The 15,953-nt window shown below is 73.5% G+C and carries 13 protein-coding genes; 6 read left to right on the plus strand and 7 right to left on the minus strand.

Translation table 11 applies throughout. The annotated features are described in order from the left end of the window. Positions 1–248: 248 nt before the first annotated feature. Genes AC5L3C_RS28225 through AC5L3C_RS28235 form a run of 3 tightly spaced genes read right to left on the minus strand, consistent with a single transcriptional unit; the run spans position 249 to position 3,752 of the window. Positions 249–878 carry a TetR/AcrR family transcriptional regulator gene (locus AC5L3C_RS28225; protein WP_493651682.1) on the minus strand — a complete coding sequence of 210 codons (630 nt, stop codon included), beginning with the start codon at positions 876–878 and terminating at the stop codon, positions 249–251. Positions 879–913: 35 nt separating this feature from the next. Next, positions 914–2,998: a YhgE/Pip family protein gene (locus tag AC5L3C_RS28230; protein WP_493651683.1), complete on the minus strand. Its 2,085-nt coding sequence runs from the start codon at positions 2,996–2,998 to the stop codon at positions 914–916. Continuing rightward, a complete protein-coding gene (locus AC5L3C_RS28235; RefSeq protein ID WP_493651685.1) occupies positions 2,970–3,752 on the minus strand; it encodes an ATP-binding cassette domain-containing protein in 783 nt (260 codons plus the stop codon). Before AC5L3C_RS28235 ends, AC5L3C_RS28230 begins: the two co-directional genes overlap by 29 nt. A 177-nt stretch (positions 3,753–3,929) precedes the next feature. Here AC5L3C_RS28235 and AC5L3C_RS28240 point away from each other — a divergent pair, with 177 nt between their 5' ends. The 3 genes from AC5L3C_RS28240 to AC5L3C_RS28250 all read left to right on the plus strand — a co-directional run bounded on the left by AC5L3C_RS28240 (position 3,930) and on the right by AC5L3C_RS28250 (position 6,056). Continuing rightward, on the plus strand, positions 3,930–4,475 hold the full coding sequence (locus tag AC5L3C_RS28240; protein ID WP_493651687.1) for an SAV_6107 family HEPN domain-containing protein: 546 nt from the start codon (positions 3,930–3,932) through the stop codon (positions 4,473–4,475). A gap of 111 nt (positions 4,476–4,586) precedes the next feature. Next, positions 4,587–5,366: a methyltransferase gene (locus tag AC5L3C_RS28245; protein ID WP_493651689.1), complete on the plus strand. Its 780-nt coding sequence runs from the start codon at positions 4,587–4,589 to the stop codon at positions 5,364–5,366. A 288-nt stretch (positions 5,367–5,654) separates the two neighbouring features. Beyond that, positions 5,655–6,056, plus strand: coding sequence for an SCO2097 family morphological protein (locus AC5L3C_RS28250; protein ID WP_493651691.1), 402 nt, complete (start codon positions 5,655–5,657; stop codon positions 6,054–6,056). Positions 6,057–6,377: 321 nt separating this feature from the next. Here AC5L3C_RS28250 and AC5L3C_RS28255 read toward each other — a convergent pair whose 3' ends face one another. From AC5L3C_RS28255 to AC5L3C_RS28270, 4 genes are all read right to left on the minus strand, one after another. Further along, entirely contained in the window at positions 6,378–8,717 is a 2,340-nt protein-coding gene (locus AC5L3C_RS28255; RefSeq protein ID WP_493654062.1) for a transglutaminase TgpA family protein, read from the minus strand. A gap of 47 nt (positions 8,718–8,764) precedes the next feature. Next, on the minus strand, positions 8,765–10,126 hold the full coding sequence (locus AC5L3C_RS28260) for a DUF58 domain-containing protein (RefSeq protein ID WP_493651693.1): 1,362 nt from the start codon (positions 10,124–10,126) through the stop codon (positions 8,765–8,767). Further along, the gene (locus AC5L3C_RS28265) at positions 10,126–11,154 is read right to left on the minus strand and encodes an AAA family ATPase (RefSeq protein WP_493651694.1); all 1,029 of its coding nucleotides are present in this window, start codon (positions 11,152–11,154) and stop codon (positions 10,126–10,128) included. The genes AC5L3C_RS28260 and AC5L3C_RS28265 overlap by 1 nt, the downstream gene beginning before the upstream one ends. Before the next feature lie 260 nt (positions 11,155–11,414). Further along, positions 11,415–11,963: a beta-class carbonic anhydrase gene (locus AC5L3C_RS28270; RefSeq protein ID WP_493654065.1), complete on the minus strand. Its 549-nt coding sequence runs from the start codon at positions 11,961–11,963 to the stop codon at positions 11,415–11,417. A 419-nt stretch (positions 11,964–12,382) separates the two neighbouring features. On the opposite strand from AC5L3C_RS28270, the gene rsmH reads away from it, so the two are divergent. The 3 genes from rsmH to AC5L3C_RS28285 all read left to right on the plus strand — a co-directional run bounded on the left by rsmH (position 12,383) and on the right by AC5L3C_RS28285 (position 15,913). Further along, complete coding sequence (gene rsmH, locus AC5L3C_RS28275; protein ID WP_493651695.1) at positions 12,383–13,339, plus strand: 16S rRNA (cytosine(1402)-N(4))-methyltransferase RsmH; 957 nt, start codon at positions 12,383–12,385, stop codon at positions 13,337–13,339. 103 nt (positions 13,340–13,442) lie between these two features. After that, positions 13,443–13,943, plus strand: coding sequence for a cell division protein FtsL (gene ftsL / locus AC5L3C_RS28280; RefSeq protein ID WP_493651697.1), 501 nt, complete (start codon positions 13,443–13,445; stop codon positions 13,941–13,943). A 5-nt stretch (positions 13,944–13,948) separates the two neighbouring features. Further along, positions 13,949–15,913, plus strand: a complete 1,965-nt coding sequence (locus tag AC5L3C_RS28285; RefSeq protein ID WP_493651698.1) for a peptidoglycan D,D-transpeptidase FtsI family protein — start codon at positions 13,949–13,951, stop codon at positions 15,911–15,913. Positions 15,914–15,953 lie beyond the last annotated feature (40 nt).

Genomic DNA, 15,953 nt, shown 5'->3' on the forward strand with positions numbered 1-15,953 from the left:
GAGTGGAGACCACGGAGAGGGGCAGGCCGCACGGAACCGGCGACACGGGGCGCCGGAACGGCGGCGGGCCCGCGATCCGCTCCTTCCGCCGGCTCCGTCGGCGGGAGCGAGGCACGGGGGAGCCCGGGGGACGACCGCAACGGGGTCCACGGGGGGACGTACGGGGGAGCGACGAAGACGCCGGTCCGGCCGGCGGCCGCGGGGGACGCGGCCGGCGCGGGCCGGCGTCTCCGTCTGCCCAGGGGCGCTCAGCGGCGGCCGCTGACCCGCCCCTGCAGCAGCCGGGACAGCGCCGCGTGGACATCGTCCAGCGAGCGCTCCGGCTGGAAGGACTGCCAGTCCAGCGCGGCCACCAGCACCATGCCCACCAGCGCGGCGGCCGTCAGCGGGACGTCGATCTCCTCGCTGAACTCGCCGTTCGCCACGCCCTCGCGCAGCACCTCCTCGACCACCGCCACGGCCTGCTGGCGCACCACCATCAGCGTGGACTGCCAGGCCCGGTTGGTGCGCCACAGCTCGGCCACGTACAGCTGGGTGAAGGCCGGGTAACGGTCGATGAAGACCAGCCCCGCGCGGATCATCGCGTCCAGGGCGCCGACCTTGCTGCCGCCCCGCGCGGCGGTCGTCTCGGCGGCTTCCCGCAGCGAGGCGGTCAGCAGGCCGACCCCGTGCCGCAGCAACTCCTCGAAGAGGACCGACTTGCTCGCGAAGTTGTAGTAGACCGTGCCCTTCGCGACGCCCGCGCGTTCGGCGATCTCGTCCACGGTGGTGGCCGAGAAGCCCTGCTCGGCGATGAGGGTGACGGCCGCCTCGTAGAGCCTCTGCCGGGTGGCCTCGCGGCGGGCACTGCCGCCCGGCGTGGTGCTGCTGCTTTCCATGACCTTGATTCTCACAGGCGCCCCCGCGTGCCGGTTCACAGGCTCAGCTCCGGGTGCAGCCGGGCCATCGTCCACACCTGACGGCGACGGGCCGACAGCGCCGTCAGCGCGACGGCGCCCGCCGTGAAGGCCGCCAGGACCGCGCACGCCTGCCACACCGGGCCGAGGCCGCCGCCCGAGATGAGCCGCCGCAGTGCCTCGACGACATGGGTCATCGGCAGGAACGGGTGCAGCGCGTTGAAGAACGGCGGACTCGTCTGAACGGGGTACGTGCCGCCCGCGGAGGTCAGCTGGAGCATCAGCAACGCGAGCACCAGGATCCGGCCGGCCGCCCCGAAGCGCGCGTTCAGCCACTGCACGAGCGCCGCGAAGCACGCCGCCACCAGGAACAGGAAGGCCACCGTCCCGGCCGCCCTGGCCATCCGCAGCCCGAGCGCCCAGTGCAGCACCGACATCAGCGCCAGCGTCTGCAGCACCCCGATCGCCACCACGGGCAGCCAGCCCGCGAGCGCGATCCGCCAGGCCGGGGCGCCCGCCGCGAGGGCACGCCGGTTCATCGGCGCGATCAGCATGTACGCCACCATCGCGCCCACCCACAGCGACAGCGGGATGAAGTACGGGGCGAAACCGGTGCCGTAGTTGGGCGCCTTGTGCAGCTCGTCCGAGACCAGCCGCACCGGGTCGGCCATCACCTCGGTGCGCCGCTCGCGATCCCGCTCGTCGTAGTCGGGGATCTTCCCCGCGCCGTCGTGCAGGCCGCCGGCGAGCTTCCCGGAGCCGTCGACGAGCTTGAACAGGCCGCCCTGAAGGTCGTCCGCGCCCGTCTTCAGCTCGCCGACGCCCTTGTCGAGGTCCCGGGCGCCGGTCTTGGCGGTGCCGAGCCCCTTGTGCAGCTTCTTCGCGCCGGCGGCGACCTTGCCGGCCCCGGTGTTCAGCTTGTTGATCCGGGTCACGGCGTCCTCGAGGTCCTCGGAGAGGTGCGGGGCGCGGCCGGCGAGCGTGCGGGCCTGCTTCTCCAGGGTGGCCAGCCGGCCGTCGAGCTTCTCGAGGTCCTCGCGGTGGCCGGTGACCAGGGCGCTGACGTCGTCGGCGACGGTCGCCGCCGCGGCCACCGCGTCCTTGGCCGTCCTCAGGTCCGCGCAGGCGGCGTCGGGCACGACGGCCTCCTCGCAGCGCGCCCTGTGGACACCGTTCACGGCGGCGGACGCCGCGCGGGCGTCCTTCGCGGCGGCCGGCGCGTCCTTCTTCAGCGCGCCGAGGTCGTCACGGAGGTCGCCGGCCGCGTCGGCGACGAACCGCGCTGTGGCTCCGATGGCCTTCTCGTTGTCCTTCAGGAAGGGGCCGGCCTCGGTGTCGAGCACGTTCACCTTCTCGGCGAGCCGCCCCGTCCCGGCCGCGACCTTCTTGGCCCCGTCCTCCAGCTCGCCCGCGCCCTTGTGGAGGTCCTTGAGGCCCTTGGACAGCTTTCCGCTGCCCTTGCGGGCGTCCGTCAGGCCGTCGGCGAGGTCCTCGGAGCCCTTCTCCGCCTTCCCGATGCCGCCGCTGAGCTTGTCGGCGCCCTTCGCCGCCTTCACCGTCTCGCCGTGGATGTCGGAGAACGAGACGAAGATCCGGTCCAGGAAGGTGCGCGACGTCTTCGTGGACGCCGCGCGGCGCACCTCGCCGAAGACCGTCCGGGAGATCTGCCCGACGATGTAGTTGTTGGCGTCGTTCGTCCGCACCCGCAGCGCTCCGGCCTCGGGGGAGTCGCCCGAACCGGAGGCGACGCGGCGGCTGAAGTCGGCCGGCAGGGTCAGCGACAGGTAGTAGGTGCCGTCCTCGACACCCCGCCGGGCCTCCTCCGCGCTCACCTCCCGCCAGTCGAAGGTGCCGCTGTCGCGCAGCCCCCCGGCGATGTCGTCGCCAGCGGTGATCCGCTCGCCGTCGGCGGTCGCCCCCTCGTCGTCGTTCACCAGCGCCACCGGGATCCGGTCCAGCCGGTCGTACGGGTCCCAGAACGACCACAGGTACAGCGCGCCGTACAGCAGCGGCAGCACCAGCAGGGCGACCAGCGCCGCGCGGGGAAGCGTGCCCCGGCCGAAGCGGCGGAGCTCAAGAGCGGCCAGTCGTGGCGAGCGCATCGGCCGCCGCCTCCTTCGCCTCGTCGGCCGTATCGGCCTCGTCCGCCGCGTCGTGGGCGGCCGCGGTGCGGACCGTGACCGCGTCGCGCGGAGCCTCGCTGCACACGGCCAGCACGGTGGTGCCGGTCTCGGTGACGGACCTCAGCAGGGCCCAGATCTCGTCCCGTTCGGCGGGGGAGAGCTTCAGGTCGGTGTCGTCCACGCCGAGCAGCCCGGGGCGGCCCAGCAGCGCCAGCGCGAGCGACAGCCGCAGCGCCTCCACCCGCTCCAGATCCCGTACGGCCGTCCGCGGGCCCTTGGGCAGCGTCGCGAGGCCGAGTCCGGCGGTGGCCAGCGCGGTGTCGACGCGCTCCCTCTCCGCACGCTCCCGCTCCTCCCGCGGCCGCGGCAGGGCGAGCCGGAACGGGCCGCCGAAGCGCCGTTGCAGCAGCGCCTGTTCCCGCAGGTGCTCCCCGACGGTGAGCGCCGGGTCGAGATCGGTCACGCCCGCGACGTGGGCGAGGGCGCTGCGGCGGCGCACGGCGGCCATGCGCCGGGGCAGTTCCAGCCCGCCGACGGCGGCCCGGCCCTCCGTGGGCCGCATCCGCCCGGTGAGCGCGAGCAGCAGGCAGGTGCGGCCCGAACCGGACGGCCCCTCCACCGCGATCAGTGAGCCGGGCCCCGCGTCGGCCGAGACCCCGCGGAACACCCAGCCCCGCGGTCCCTCGATGCCGAAGTCGTCGGCCGTGACGGCAAGTCCGAGCGGACCGTCCACAGCACCCCCCACTTTGCGTCCCCATTTTGAACTGACTGGTCAGTGCAAAAACTAGCCCGAACTGACAGTCGAAGCAAAAGCGCAGGTCAGAACGGATTGTCAGTGGCATACCTCACGATGTGTCATACGGCCCCCCGTCTCGGGGCGTGCCGTCACGAAGACGACAGGAGGTTCGTCATGGCCCACTCGTCCGCAGCCGCCGCCCGCCGGCGCCGCGCGTCCGGCCCTGCCCCCTCACTGAACGGCCCGGCGAGCGACATCCACCCCGTGCTGCGCCGCGCCGCGGCCCCGCCCGCCGCCCTCGACCTGCTCGCCCAGGCCCGTGCCGGACTCGACGAGGCCACCGTCCTCGAGACACCGAACGAGCGCTATGCGACGGCCCACCTCGCCGCCCTGCGCACCGCCGCCGCCGTGCTCGCCGCACGCGGCCGGCCCGAGACCTCGCCCCGCAGCCGGGCGAAGATCCGGAGCGCCTGGGAAGTGCTCCCCGAGATCGCGCCCGAGCTCACCGAGTGGAGCGCCCTGTTCGCCTCGGGGGCCCGGCGCCGGGCCCGCGCCGAGGCCGGCATCCAGGGCGCGGCGAGCGCCCGCGACGCGGACGACCTGATACGCGACGTGGCCATGTTCCTCCGCCTGGTGGAGCGCATGCTGACGCTCCAGCCGGTCCTCCCCCCGCCCCGCACCGACCCCGAGGACCCGGGCGGCATCCCGGACGCGGGCTGACTCCCCGGCCGGGTGGCCGCCGCCCGCGCCGCAGGCCATAGGGTGGACAGCACCTGAAGCCCAACCGCCCCGCCACAACACCAGGCGGTGCCCCGCCGAGGAGTCACTACCGTGTCGGACCCGATGCGACCCCGCGCCGCTCTCCGTACCGCCGTGGTCTGGGAGGTCCTCCAGAACGCCCTGGAACGCCGGGCCGAGGCCACCGGGCGCAAGGTGTTGGACGTCCTCGACACCGGCGGCGGCAGCGGCAACTTCGCGGTGCCCCTCGCCGGCCTCGGGCACCGGGTGACCGTCGTCGACCCCAGCCCGAACGCGCTGTTCGCGCTGGAGCGCCGCGCCGCCGAGGAAGGCGTCGCCGAGCGGGTCAAGGGCGTCCAGGGCGACGCCCACGGCCTCTTCGACGTGGCCGAGCGCGGCGGCTACGACGCCGTGCTGTGCCACGGCGTCCTGGAGTACGTCGACGACCCCGCCGAGGGCGTCCGCAACGCGGTGGCGGCGCTGCGCCCCGAGGGCGTCCTCAGCCTGCTCGCCGCGGGCCTCGGCGGCGCCGTGCTCACCCGCGCCCTCGCCGGTCACTTCACCGAGGCCAAGCAGGCCCTCGAGGACCCGAACGGCCGATGGGGGGAGGGCGACCCCGTGCCGCGCCGCTTCACGGCCGAGCAGCTCACCGGACTCGTCCAGGGCGCGGGCCTGCGGGTCGGCGCCGTGCACGGTGTGCGGGTCTTCGCCGACCTCGTCCCCGGTGTCCTCGTGGACACCGAGCCCGGGGCCCTGGACGCCCTGCTGAAGCTGGAGGCCGCTGCGGCCGAGCTGGCCGCCTTCCACTCCGTGGCCACGCAGCTCCATGTGCTCGGTGAGGCCCCGGGGGCCTCCGGGACCCGGGAGGCCTGAGGGGGCACGGTGGCGCGCCGCTGATCAGCGGCGCGTCCGGCGGCCCCCTCGCGCATGGAGTCCGCCACAGGCCCCCCGAATGGCGGCCGGTCGCCGTATGATCGAGGGAGACCGCCCGGCATGACGGGTCGGCCGCCGGGGAATGAGAAGCCTCAGCGAGCCGGGACGTGATGGCTGGTACCGGTTGGCCAATTGGCGCAGAGGGGCGGGTTTCACGGGGGCGATTCCCTGCCTATCCTGAAGGGACCCCCCGGGTCGCCCCGGCGACTGCACGATGAGGAGGACTCCGTGCCGCTCTCGGAGCACGAGCAGCGCATGCTCGAGCAGATGGAGCGAGCGCTGTACGCCGAAGATCCCAAGTTCGCGACGGCGCTCGAGGGAAGCGGACTGCGTACGTACACCCGGCGACGGGTCTACCAGGCGGTCGCGGGCTTCCTCGTGGGTATTGCGCTCCTCATGGCAGGTATGGTCGCCCAGCAGGTCTGGCTCAGTGTCGTGGGATTCCTCGTGATGCTGGGCTGCGCGGTGCTCGCCGTGACCGGCTGGCGCAAGGCACCCAAGCCGGGCGAGCAGGGCGCCGGTGCCACAGGTACCCCGCAGGCGAGCCGTCGGGGCAGACAGCGTCGCTCCATGATGGACCGCATCGAGGAGCGCTGGCAGCGGCGCCGCGACGAGCAGGGCGGCCGCTAGGCCGCGCACCCGCCCCACGAAGACACACGGTTCAGGGGGTGACCACCGCGTTGGTGGTCACCCCCTGAACCGTGTTTCGTCGCCGTATGCGGCCGCGCCGCCGCTGCGTGGGTGTGGGCCGGGGGCGCGCAGCCCGGCGCTTGCGGGGTGCCTCCCCCACTCTCGGCTCCGCTCGAGCGGGGGGACCCCCACCGCCCATGGGGGTACCTTCCAGGCCCTTCAGGCTCTGGGGGAGGCACGGCTGCCCGCGGGGGCGGCGGGGCCCTGCGAAGCCCGGGCGAAACAGCCCACGCCGGACTCGCAAGGCCCCGCGCCCAGCGTTCAGCCCTGTTGCCGGAACGGCCGTCGCCACGTCGGCCGTGCCGCGACCAGCCGGCCGCGGACATCGGCCCACCACGCCGACACGGCCCAGCCCACCCGCACGACCGACCGCGGAGCGACCACCGCCCGCACCCGCTGCCGCCGGCCCGCGGCGCCCCGCAGCCCCGCGACCGCCCGCCGCACGTCATCCGCGAGCCCCGCCGCCGGCCGCGGCCGCGGCGCGTACAGCACCTGCTCCACCGCGTCCGCGACCCGGTGCACCGACGCCGCCCCGCTCTCGTCGAGCCGGCCCAGGCGCACGATCCGGCCGGCCGCCTTGCGCGGAGTCAGCGACTCGTCCGGCGCGATGCCGTGGTCCCACGCCGAGTCCGTCAGCTCGTCCCACGCGGCGAGGGTGTGCGGCGCCGCGTCCGCCTCCGACCGGCCGTGTCCGCCCAGCCGCACCGCCCGGGTCCGCAGCCGCCACAGCATCGGTGACAGCGGCACCGCCAGGACGGCCAGACCGGCCAGCGCCCACAGCAGCAGCGCGTACCACTTCGGACCGTCGCCGCCGGTGGGAAGGGCCGCCTGCGGCGACTCGCTCCCGCACCCGTCCAGCCTCCTGCGCTCCGCGGAGCAGCTCTCGCTCTCCGAGGGCGCCGCGGACGGCTCCTCGGACTCCGCCTGGGACGGCCGGGCCGGGTCCGGCGCCGCGGTGTCCGCCGGGTCCGGCACCGTGTACGCCGGGGCGGAGCCACGGGTGGGGGTCGGCTCGAAGCGGGTCCAGCCGATGCCCTCGAAGTACAGCTCCGGCCAGGCGTGCGCGTCCCGCAGCCCGACCGCGACGGTGCCGTCCGCCTGCGGGGTGCCGGGTGCGAAGCCCACCGCGACCCGCGCCGGTATGCCCAGCGAGCGGGCCATCGACGCCATGGCGAAGGAGAAGTGGACGCAGAAGCCCTGCTTGTCCTGGAGGAAGCGGGCGATCGCCCGCGGGCCGCTGCCGACGTCGACCTGGGTGTCGTAGGCGAAGCCCCCGTTCAGGGTGAAGTACTCCTGGAGCGCCAGCGCCTGGGCATAGGCGTTGTCCGCGCCCTCGGTGACCTCACGGGCGGTCTCCGCCACCACGTCCGGCAGCGAGCCGGGCAGCTCGGTGTACTCGCGCTGCAGGGCCGGCGGCGCCGCCCCCGCGTTGGCCAGCTGCTCCGCCGTGGGCTGCACGTTCAGACTGCGCACCTCGTACGTGACGCCGCGCGTGTTCTGGCCGTGATCGCCCACCAGCGTCATGCCGACCGGCTCGTAGCGCCAGTCGCCCCGGATGCTGACCCCGCTCGGCGGGTAGGGCATCGGGAGCCAGGTCTGGCCGTACCAGTCGGCCACGGAGACCGTCGTGCCGATCTCCGTGCGTCCTATGTCGGGGCCGAGACCGGGCGGGGTGGGGAAGGTGCCGTCGGGCACCGCGGTGATGGACCGCTTGGACGGCTTCCACGTGGTGCCGTCGAAGTCGTCCAGGGAGACGATCCGCAGATACAGGTCCGAGGTGTCCGCCATCTCGGAGCGCACCGAGAGCACCTGGCGGTCGTCCTCCACGTTCAGCGAGTCGCGCAGCGACACCAGCGGGTTCACCGCGGAGATGGTGCCGCCCCCGCCGCCGCCCCCGCCGACCCCCGAGCCGGTGGGGTCCAGCAGACCGCCGTTCATCGAGGGCAGAGCGAGCGGCGCCACCAGGGCGATGCCCAGCGCGAGCACACCGATCCGCCGCCCGGTGCGCACCGGTGCCACGGCGCCGGGCCGGTCGTCGCGGGGCGCGCGGCCGGGGCCGGCGAACACCCGCCCCCACTGGGAGAGCCGGTCCCGGCCCTCGGCGAGCAGCAGCATCAGATAGCCGGCCGCGGCCAGCAGGAACCAGAGCCAGTCGATACCGTTGTCGGACAGTCCCGCGGCCACCGAGTACAGGGCGAGCAGCGGCAGCCCGGCCGGGGCCGCGCTGCGGAAGGTCACCGCGAGGGTGTCCACCAGCAGCCCGATGACCAGGACCCCGCCGACCAGCATCAGCCGTATGCCGTCGGACAGCGGCGCCGGTATCGAGTACCGGCTGACGTCGTCGCCCCCCACCTCCAGGAGATCGGCGAAGAAGCGGAAGGTGTCCGGGCCCGGTATGAGACCCGCGACGGCATGCTCCCGCGCGAACGCCAGCGTCAGCAGCACCAGCGTCACCAGGACCTGCGCGGCCACCGTCACCGGGCGTGCCAGCGGCACCCTGCGGGTGGCCGCCCCCACGCCCGACTGCACGGCCAGCAGGAACGCCGACTGGACGATCCAGGTCGACGGCTCGACCAGCGGCAGCAGGGCGCACGCCGCCATCAGCGTCGCCGCCCAGGCACAGATGGTCAGCCTCGCCCGCCCGCCGATCACGGTCCCTCCCCACCGGTCGCCGCGGCCAGGCCCGACCGCTCCCGGTCGGCCTGCCGCCACAGCTCGTTCAGCGAGGCGCCCCGTGGCACTCCCAGGGCCGTCCAGCCCGCCTCGCGCAGCATCCGCAGCCGCCCCTCGCCCCTGTCCAACGGACCGGACACATCGGCTGGTTCCCGCAGCCATGTCTCACTGTTCAGCAGGAAGGCGAGGGCGCCGCCGGTGCGCTGCCGCATCCGGGCGAGCACCGCGGCCTGCTCCTCGTCGAGGTCGCCGAGGAAGGCCACCAGCAGCCCCTCGTTGCCCCCGCGCAGCACGTCGTAGGCGCGCGACAGGCCGTCCTCGTCGGAGTGGTCCACCACGGCGAGCGTGTCCATCATCAGCCCGGCCGCGTCCGCCGACTCCTGGTTCACCCCCGCGAAGCCGTCGGACCCCTCGCCCGGTACCGAGGTGCCGGTGTCGGTCAGCAGCCGCACCGAGAAGCCCCGCTCCAGCATGTGCACCAGCACCGAGGCCGCGCCGGACACCGCCCACTCGAACGCCGAGTCCGGTCCCGCGCCCTCGTAGGCGATGGCCCGGGTGTCCAGGAGCACCGTGCACCGGGCGCGCTGCGGCTGCTCCTCGCGGCGCACCATCAGCTCGCCGTAGCGCGCGGTGGAGCGCCAGTGGACCCGGCGCAGGTCGTCGCCGTAGCGGTAGCCGCGCGGGATCACGTCGTCCTCACCGGCCAGTGCCAGGGAACGCTGCCGCCCGTCGCCGTACCCCATCGCCTCCCCGCTCAGCCGCACCGGCGGCAGCGGCTCCACGCGCGGTATCACCGTGAGCGTGTCGTAGGTGGAGAAGGAGCGGGTCAGCTCGCACATGCCGAACGGGTCGGACAGCCGCAGCTGGAGCGGGCCCAGCGGATAGCGGCCGCGCAGGTCGGAGCGGACCCGGTAGGACACCTCGCGGCGCCCGCCCGCCTCCACCCGGTCCAGGACGAACCGGGGCCGCGGTCCGAGCACGTAGGGCACCCGGTCCTGGAGCATCAGCAGGCCGGTGGGAAGCCGCGAGACGTTGTCCATCCGCAGGTGGACCCGCGCCTCGGAGCCGGCCGGAACCCGGCCGGGGGAGAGCCGGCGGCTGCCGGCGACGCGGTAGCGGGTGCGGTACAGCACGACCGCGCACACCAGCGGCAGCGCCGCCAGCAACAGCCCGACCCGCAGCAGATCGCTCTGGCCGAGGACGTACGCGCAGATCGCGGCGGCCACGCCGGCGGCCAGGAAGGAGCGCCCGCGGGTGGTGAGGCCCGCCAGGGCAGTCCTGATCCCGCTCCGGTCGCCCGTGTCGCCGTCCGTGCGGACGGCGCCGGCGGTGGTCATCACAGCCTCCGGGGCGGCTGCTGGCCGTAGTCCGGAGTGCCGTGGCCGACGCCGGTCCGCGGAGTGTCCGCGGGCACCGCCGTCTGCTGGAGGATCTCCTGCACCACCTGCTCGGCGGTGCGCCGGTTGAGCTGCGCCTGTGCGGTGGGCAGCAGCCGGTGCGCGAGGACGGCGACGGCGAGCGCCTGCACGTCGTCCGGCAGGGCGTAGTCCCGGCCGCCGAGGGCCGCGGAGGCCTTCGCCGCGCGCAGCAGATGCAGGGTCGCGCGCGGCGAGGCCCCGAGTCTGAGGTCGGGATGCGTGCGGGTGGCGGCGACCAGGTCCACCGCGTACCGGCGGATGGGGTCGGCCACGTACACGTCGCGCACCGCCTCGATCAGCTTCAGGATCTCGTGCGCGTGCGCCACCGGCTGGAGGTTCTCCAGCGGGGAGACACCGCCGTGCACGTCCAGCATCTGCAGTTCGGCCTCCGCGCTCGGGTAGCCGACTGAGACGCGGGCCATGAAACGGTCGCGCTGGGCCTCCGGCAGCGGGTAGGTGCCCTCCATCTCCACCGGGTTCTGCGTCGCCACGACCATGAACGGGCTGGGCAGCTCGTAGGTCTTGCCGTCGATGGTGACCTGGCGTTCCTCCATCGACTCCAGCAGCGCGGACTGCGTCTTCGGTGAGGCGCGGTTGATCTCGTCGCCGATCACCACCTGCGCGAAGATGGCGCCCGGCTTGAACTCGAACTCGTTGTGCTGCTGGTCCCAGATCGACACCCCGGTGATGTCCGAGGGCAGCAGGTCCGGCGTGAACTGGATCCGCCGCACCGAACAGTCGATCGACCGTGCCAGTGCCTTGGCCAGCATCGTCTTGCCGACTCCCGGTACATCCTCGATGAGCAGATGTCCCTCGGCGAGCAGCACGGTCAGCGAGAGCCGTACGACCTCAGGCTTTCCCTCGATCACGCCTTCCACCGAATCCCGCACGCGCTCCACGACGGCGGTCAGATCAGTGAGGCTCGCTCGATCGTCATAGGTCGTCACCCGGCCCTCCTCGGCCTTTCCCCACGCTCCGTGCAGGAGCGGGGCACCCCAAATGTCCCGGGCCGACGCCTGTGCTGCGGACCGGCCCACCCCGAATCACGGACACCACCCCGGAAAAGTTCCGCGTGGCACCACTCCCGCATTCTTGCTGCCGTTACCGATTCGTGTCACTCGCCTGTGGACAACTGACAGCGATATGTCAGGTCTTACGACCGGAAACGGCTCCGGAACTCAGATTGTCCCCGGGGCGGGCGGCCGGGTCACGCCGGGTCGATCTCGCGCAGCAGGCCCGACTTCACGTCGAAGACGAACCCGCGCACGTCGTCGGTGTGCAGCAGGAAGGGCGAGGTGCGCACCCGCCGCATCGCCTGGCGCACGTCCTGGTCGACGTCCCGGAAGGCTTCCACGGCCCAGGCGGGGCGCTGGCCCACCTCCATCTCCAGTTCGTGCCGGAAGTCCTCGGTGAGGGACTCCAGGCCGCAGTTGGTGTGGTGGATGAGCACGACGCTGCGGGTGCCGAGCGCCCGCTGGCTGATGGTCAGCGAGCGGATCACGTCGTCGGTGACGACACCGCCCGCGTTACGGATGGTGTGACAGTCACCGAGATCGAGACCCAGCGCGGCGTGCAGGTCCAGCCGGGCGTCCATGCAGGCCACCACGGCCACGTTCAGGACGGGGCGGGCGTCCATCCCGGGGTCGGTGAATTCGGCCGCGTACTGTGCGTTCGCCTCGACCAGACGGTCGGTGACCGTGCCGGAGGAGGCGGGGGCGTCGGTGGAGCCGGCGGGAACCGAGGCGGAAGTCGTCATACTCATGACGGTAATGGTCACGAGGGTGACAGGCCCGTTGTGAGAGGGGACAAACTCCGCCCATGACCCTTGTTGTGAGGCAATCCACAGGAGTGGTGTGACCTGCTCCTAAGGGTGATTCACCCGGTATATCCCTTGACTCGCCCGCGCGGACCGCGACGCGCAGGCCGGTTGATTGACCGGGCCGGGCCGTGGACTAAAGTGACGCGAAGCGGGAGACAAGGCTGCCCGCTGCACTGATGTCTCCCGGAGACCCCGGCCACGACCAGGGGATCTCCCCGCGTGCGCGGCGCGTACGTACGGCTCGGCCTCCTCCCGCCGCCGCTCGGCCGACGCCTGAAGGCGCCGGCCGCCCCTTCACCGGGGGAGGGCGGGGAACCCGGCGGTGCGTGAAGGGCCGCCGGACCTGAGAGGGCCTCTTGAGCGAGAGTCGACACGTCCCGGTGATGCTCCAGCGGTGCCTGGACCTGCTGGCGCCCGCCCTGGAGCGGCCGGGATCGGTCGTCGTCGACTGCACCCTCGGCCTCGGCGGCCACAGCGAGGCCCTGCTCCAACGGTTCCCCGAGGCGCGGCTCGTCGCCCTGGACCGCGACAAGGAGGCCCTGCGCCTGTCCGGCGAGCGGCTCGCCCCCTTCGGCGACCGCGCCACCCTGGTGCACGCCGTCTACGACGAACTGCCCGACGTCCTCGCCCGGCTCGGCGTCCCGCGCGTCCAGGGCGTCCTGTTCGACCTCGGGGTCTCCTCCATGCAGCTCGACGAGGCCGGCCGCGGCTTCGCCTACGCCCAGGACGCCCCCCTGGACATGCGCATGGACCAGACGACCGGAGTCAGCGCCGCCGAGGTCCTCAACACCTACCCGCCCGGCGAACTCGTGCGCATCCTGCGTGCCTACGGCGAGGAGAAGCAGGCCAAGCGGATCGTGGCCGCCGTGGTGCGCGAGCGCGAGAAGGAGCCCTTCACCACCAGCGCGCGCCTGGTCGAGCTGATCCGCGACGCCCTGCCGCAGGCCGCCAAGCGCACCGGCGGCAACCCGGCCAAGCGCACCTTCCAGGCGCTGCGGATCGAGGTCAACGGCGAGCTGTCGGTCCTGGAGCGGGCGATCCCGGCGGCCGTGAAGGCCCTCGACGTCGGCGGCCGGATCGCCGTGCTGTCGTACCACTCCCTGGAGGACCGCCTCGTCAAGCAGGTGTTCGCGGCGGGCGCCGCCACCACCGCCCCGCCCGGACTCCCCGTCGTCCCCGAGCGGTACCAGCCCCGGCTCAAGCTGCTCACGCGCGGTGCCGAACTTCCCACCGAGGAGGAGATCGCGGAGAACCGCCGGGCGGCCCCCGCGCGGCTGCGCGGCGCCGAGCGGATCCGGGAGGACGTCGAGTGAGGCGGCGGACGGTGAGGCCCGGACGGTGAGGCATCCCCGCGCAGGAGGCGGGTGACGGGCCGGGCGGCGTACGGGCGGGACAGGCGAACTCAGGGGAGCGTGAGTGAGTAGGAAACCCGAACTGAAGGGGCGACCGGAGCTGAGGGGGAGAGCGGCCCGGCTCGCGCAGTTCCTGCCCACCGGACGCGCCCAGGCGGCCCGCACCCCCTTCGTCCTCCTCGTCGTGCTGCTCCTCGGCGGCGGTCTGATCGGCCTCCTGGTGCTGAACTCCGCCCTCAGCGAGGGCGCCTTCCAGCTCGACGACCTCAAGCGGGAGACCAAGAAGCTCACCGACGAGGAACAGGCCCTGCAGCGGGACATCGACGCCTACTCCGCGCCCGACGCCCTCCAGCGCCGCGCCCGCGAACTGGGCATGGTGCCCGGCGGGGACCCCGCCTTCCTCGGCCCCGACGGCAAGGTCAAGGGCGTGCCCAGCGCCGCCGCCTCCGCCGCCCGCGCCCCCCTGGTCCTCGCCCCCGAGGCCCTGGCCACCGCGACGGCCCCGCCGCCCACCGCGGCGGCCCGCCCCCGTTCCACCCCCTCCACAGCGACCCCCGGCAGGTGACGGAAGTGTCCGACAGGGAACCGCCCCGCCGCCGGGTGCCCGGACCCGCCCGGCCCGCCCGGCAGGACGCCGCCCGGCGCCCCGGCCCCGGCCCGGGCGCCCGCCCGGCCCGCCGGCCCGCCGGACCCCGCCCCGCGGCCCCGAAGACCATCCGCCTGGGCAGCCACCGGCCCCGGCTGCGCCTGATCGGTGTCGGCCTGACCCTGGTCATGCTCGCCTTCGTCGTACGCCTGTTCCAGGTGCAGGCCGTCGACGCGAGCACCTACGCCGGCAAGGCCGAGCGCAACCGCTACGTCGGCCAGGTGCTGGCCGCGGAACGTGGGGAGATCACCGACCGCAACGGCGTGGCCCTCGCCACCAGCGAGGACGCCTACGACATCACCGCCGACCCCACGATGTTCACCCCGGAGGAGCTGAAGGTCGCCGACGGCCCCGAGCAGGCCGCCGCCCTCCTCGCCCCGATCCTCGGCGCGGACCAGGACGACCTGGTCGAAAAGCTCCGGCCGGAGAACAAGTCGCTGCGCTACGTCAAGCTGGCCGGGCGCCGGACCCCGCAGGTCTGGACGCAGATCAAGGACCTGAAGGCCGCCCTCGCCAAGAAGGCGGAGACCGACGCCTCCACCGTCAACGTGCTGGCCGGCGTCTTCTCCGTGCCCACCAGCAAGCGCGTGTACCCCAACAACGAACTCGCCGCCGGGATACTGGGCTGGGTCAACGCCGAGGGCAAGGGCGCCGGCGGCATCGAGCTCCAGCTGGACAAGCGGCTGGCCGGCGAGGACGGCAAGATCCGTTACGCCCAGTCCGGCGGCCGGCTGGTCCCGACCGCGGGCTCCACCGAGACCCCGGCCGTGCCCGGCAGCGACGTCGAGCTCACCATCCACCGCGACATCCAGTGGGCCGCCCAGAACGCCATCAGCAAGCAGGTGAAGGAGTCCGCGGCCGACCGCGGCTACGTCATCGTCCAGGACACCCGCACCGGCGAGATCCTTGCCATGGCCAACGCGCCCGGATTCGACCCCAACGACCTCGCCGAGGCCGACCCGAAGGCGCTCGGCAACGCGGCCCTGCAGGACGCCTTCGAACCCGGATCCACGGCCAAGGTCCTCTCCATGGCCGCCGTCCTCGAGGAGAACGTCGCCACGCCGCAGACGCATGTGGTCGTGCCCAACCGGCTGCACCGCGGCGACCGGCTCTTCAGGGACGACATCGACCACCCGACGTGGTACCTCACGCTCAACGGCGTGCTCGCCAAGTCCAGCAACATCGGCACCATCCTCGCCACCGGGCAGCTCGGCAAGACCCAGGCCGAGGCCAACCGGGTCCTCCACGACTACCTGCGCAGGTTCGGCCTCGGCAGTCACACCGGACTGGGCTTCCCCGGCGAGACCAAGGGCATCCTCGCCCCGCCCGACACGTGGTCCACCTCGCAGCAGTACACGATTCCTTTCGGCCAGGGCGTCTCCATCAACGCCATGCAGGCCGCCTCCGTCTACTCGACCATCGCCAACGGCGGGGTCCGCGTCGAACCCAGCCTCGTCCGCGGCACCAAGGGGCCCGACGGACGCTTCACCCCCGCTCCGAAGCCCAAGGAGACCCGGGTCGTCAGCGAGAAGACGGCGAAGACGCTCGCCCGGATGCTGGAGTCGGTCGTGGACGACGAGGAGGGCACCGGCACCAAGGCGCGCATCCAGGGCTACCGGGTCGCGGGGAAGACCGGTACGGCGAACCGCGTGGATCCGGCCACCGGCAAGTACCACGGCTACACCTCGTCGTTCGCCGGGTTCGCGCCCTCCGACAAGCCCAGGGTCACCGTCTACTGCGTCATCCAGAACGCCACTCAGGGCAGCTACTTCGGCGGCCAGATCTGCGGTCCGGTGTACAAGCAGGTCATGTCGTTCGCCCTGAAGACACTCCAGGTGCCGCCCACGGGCGCCGCCCCCGCCGACCTCCCGGTCACCTTCAAGCCCTGACCCGTACCGAGCACCGAGCCACCAGGAACCACCCAGTGAC

Source organism: Streptomyces speibonae, from assembly GCF_984686075.1.

Coding starts and splice junctions, on each gene's coding strand:
- AC5L3C_RS28225 (WP_493651682.1), bottom strand. CDS start 878: ATGGAAAGCAGCAGCACCACGCCGGGCGGCAGTGCCCGCCGCGAGGCC.
- AC5L3C_RS28230 (WP_493651683.1), bottom strand. CDS start 2,998: ATGCGCTCGCCACGACTGGCCGCTCTTGAGCTCCGCCGCTTCGGCCGG.
- AC5L3C_RS28240 (WP_493651687.1), top strand. CDS start 3,930: ATGGCCCACTCGTCCGCAGCCGCCGCCCGCCGGCGCCGCGCGTCCGGC.
- AC5L3C_RS28255 (WP_493654062.1), bottom strand. CDS start 8,717: ATGGCGGCGTGCGCCCTGCTGCCGCTGGTCGAGCCGTCGACCTGGATC.
- AC5L3C_RS28260 (WP_493651693.1), bottom strand. CDS start 10,126: ATGACCACCGCCGGCGCCGTCCGCACGGACGGCGACACGGGCGACCGG.
- AC5L3C_RS28270 (WP_493654065.1), bottom strand. CDS start 11,963: ATGACGACTTCCGCCTCGGTTCCCGCCGGCTCCACCGACGCCCCCGCC.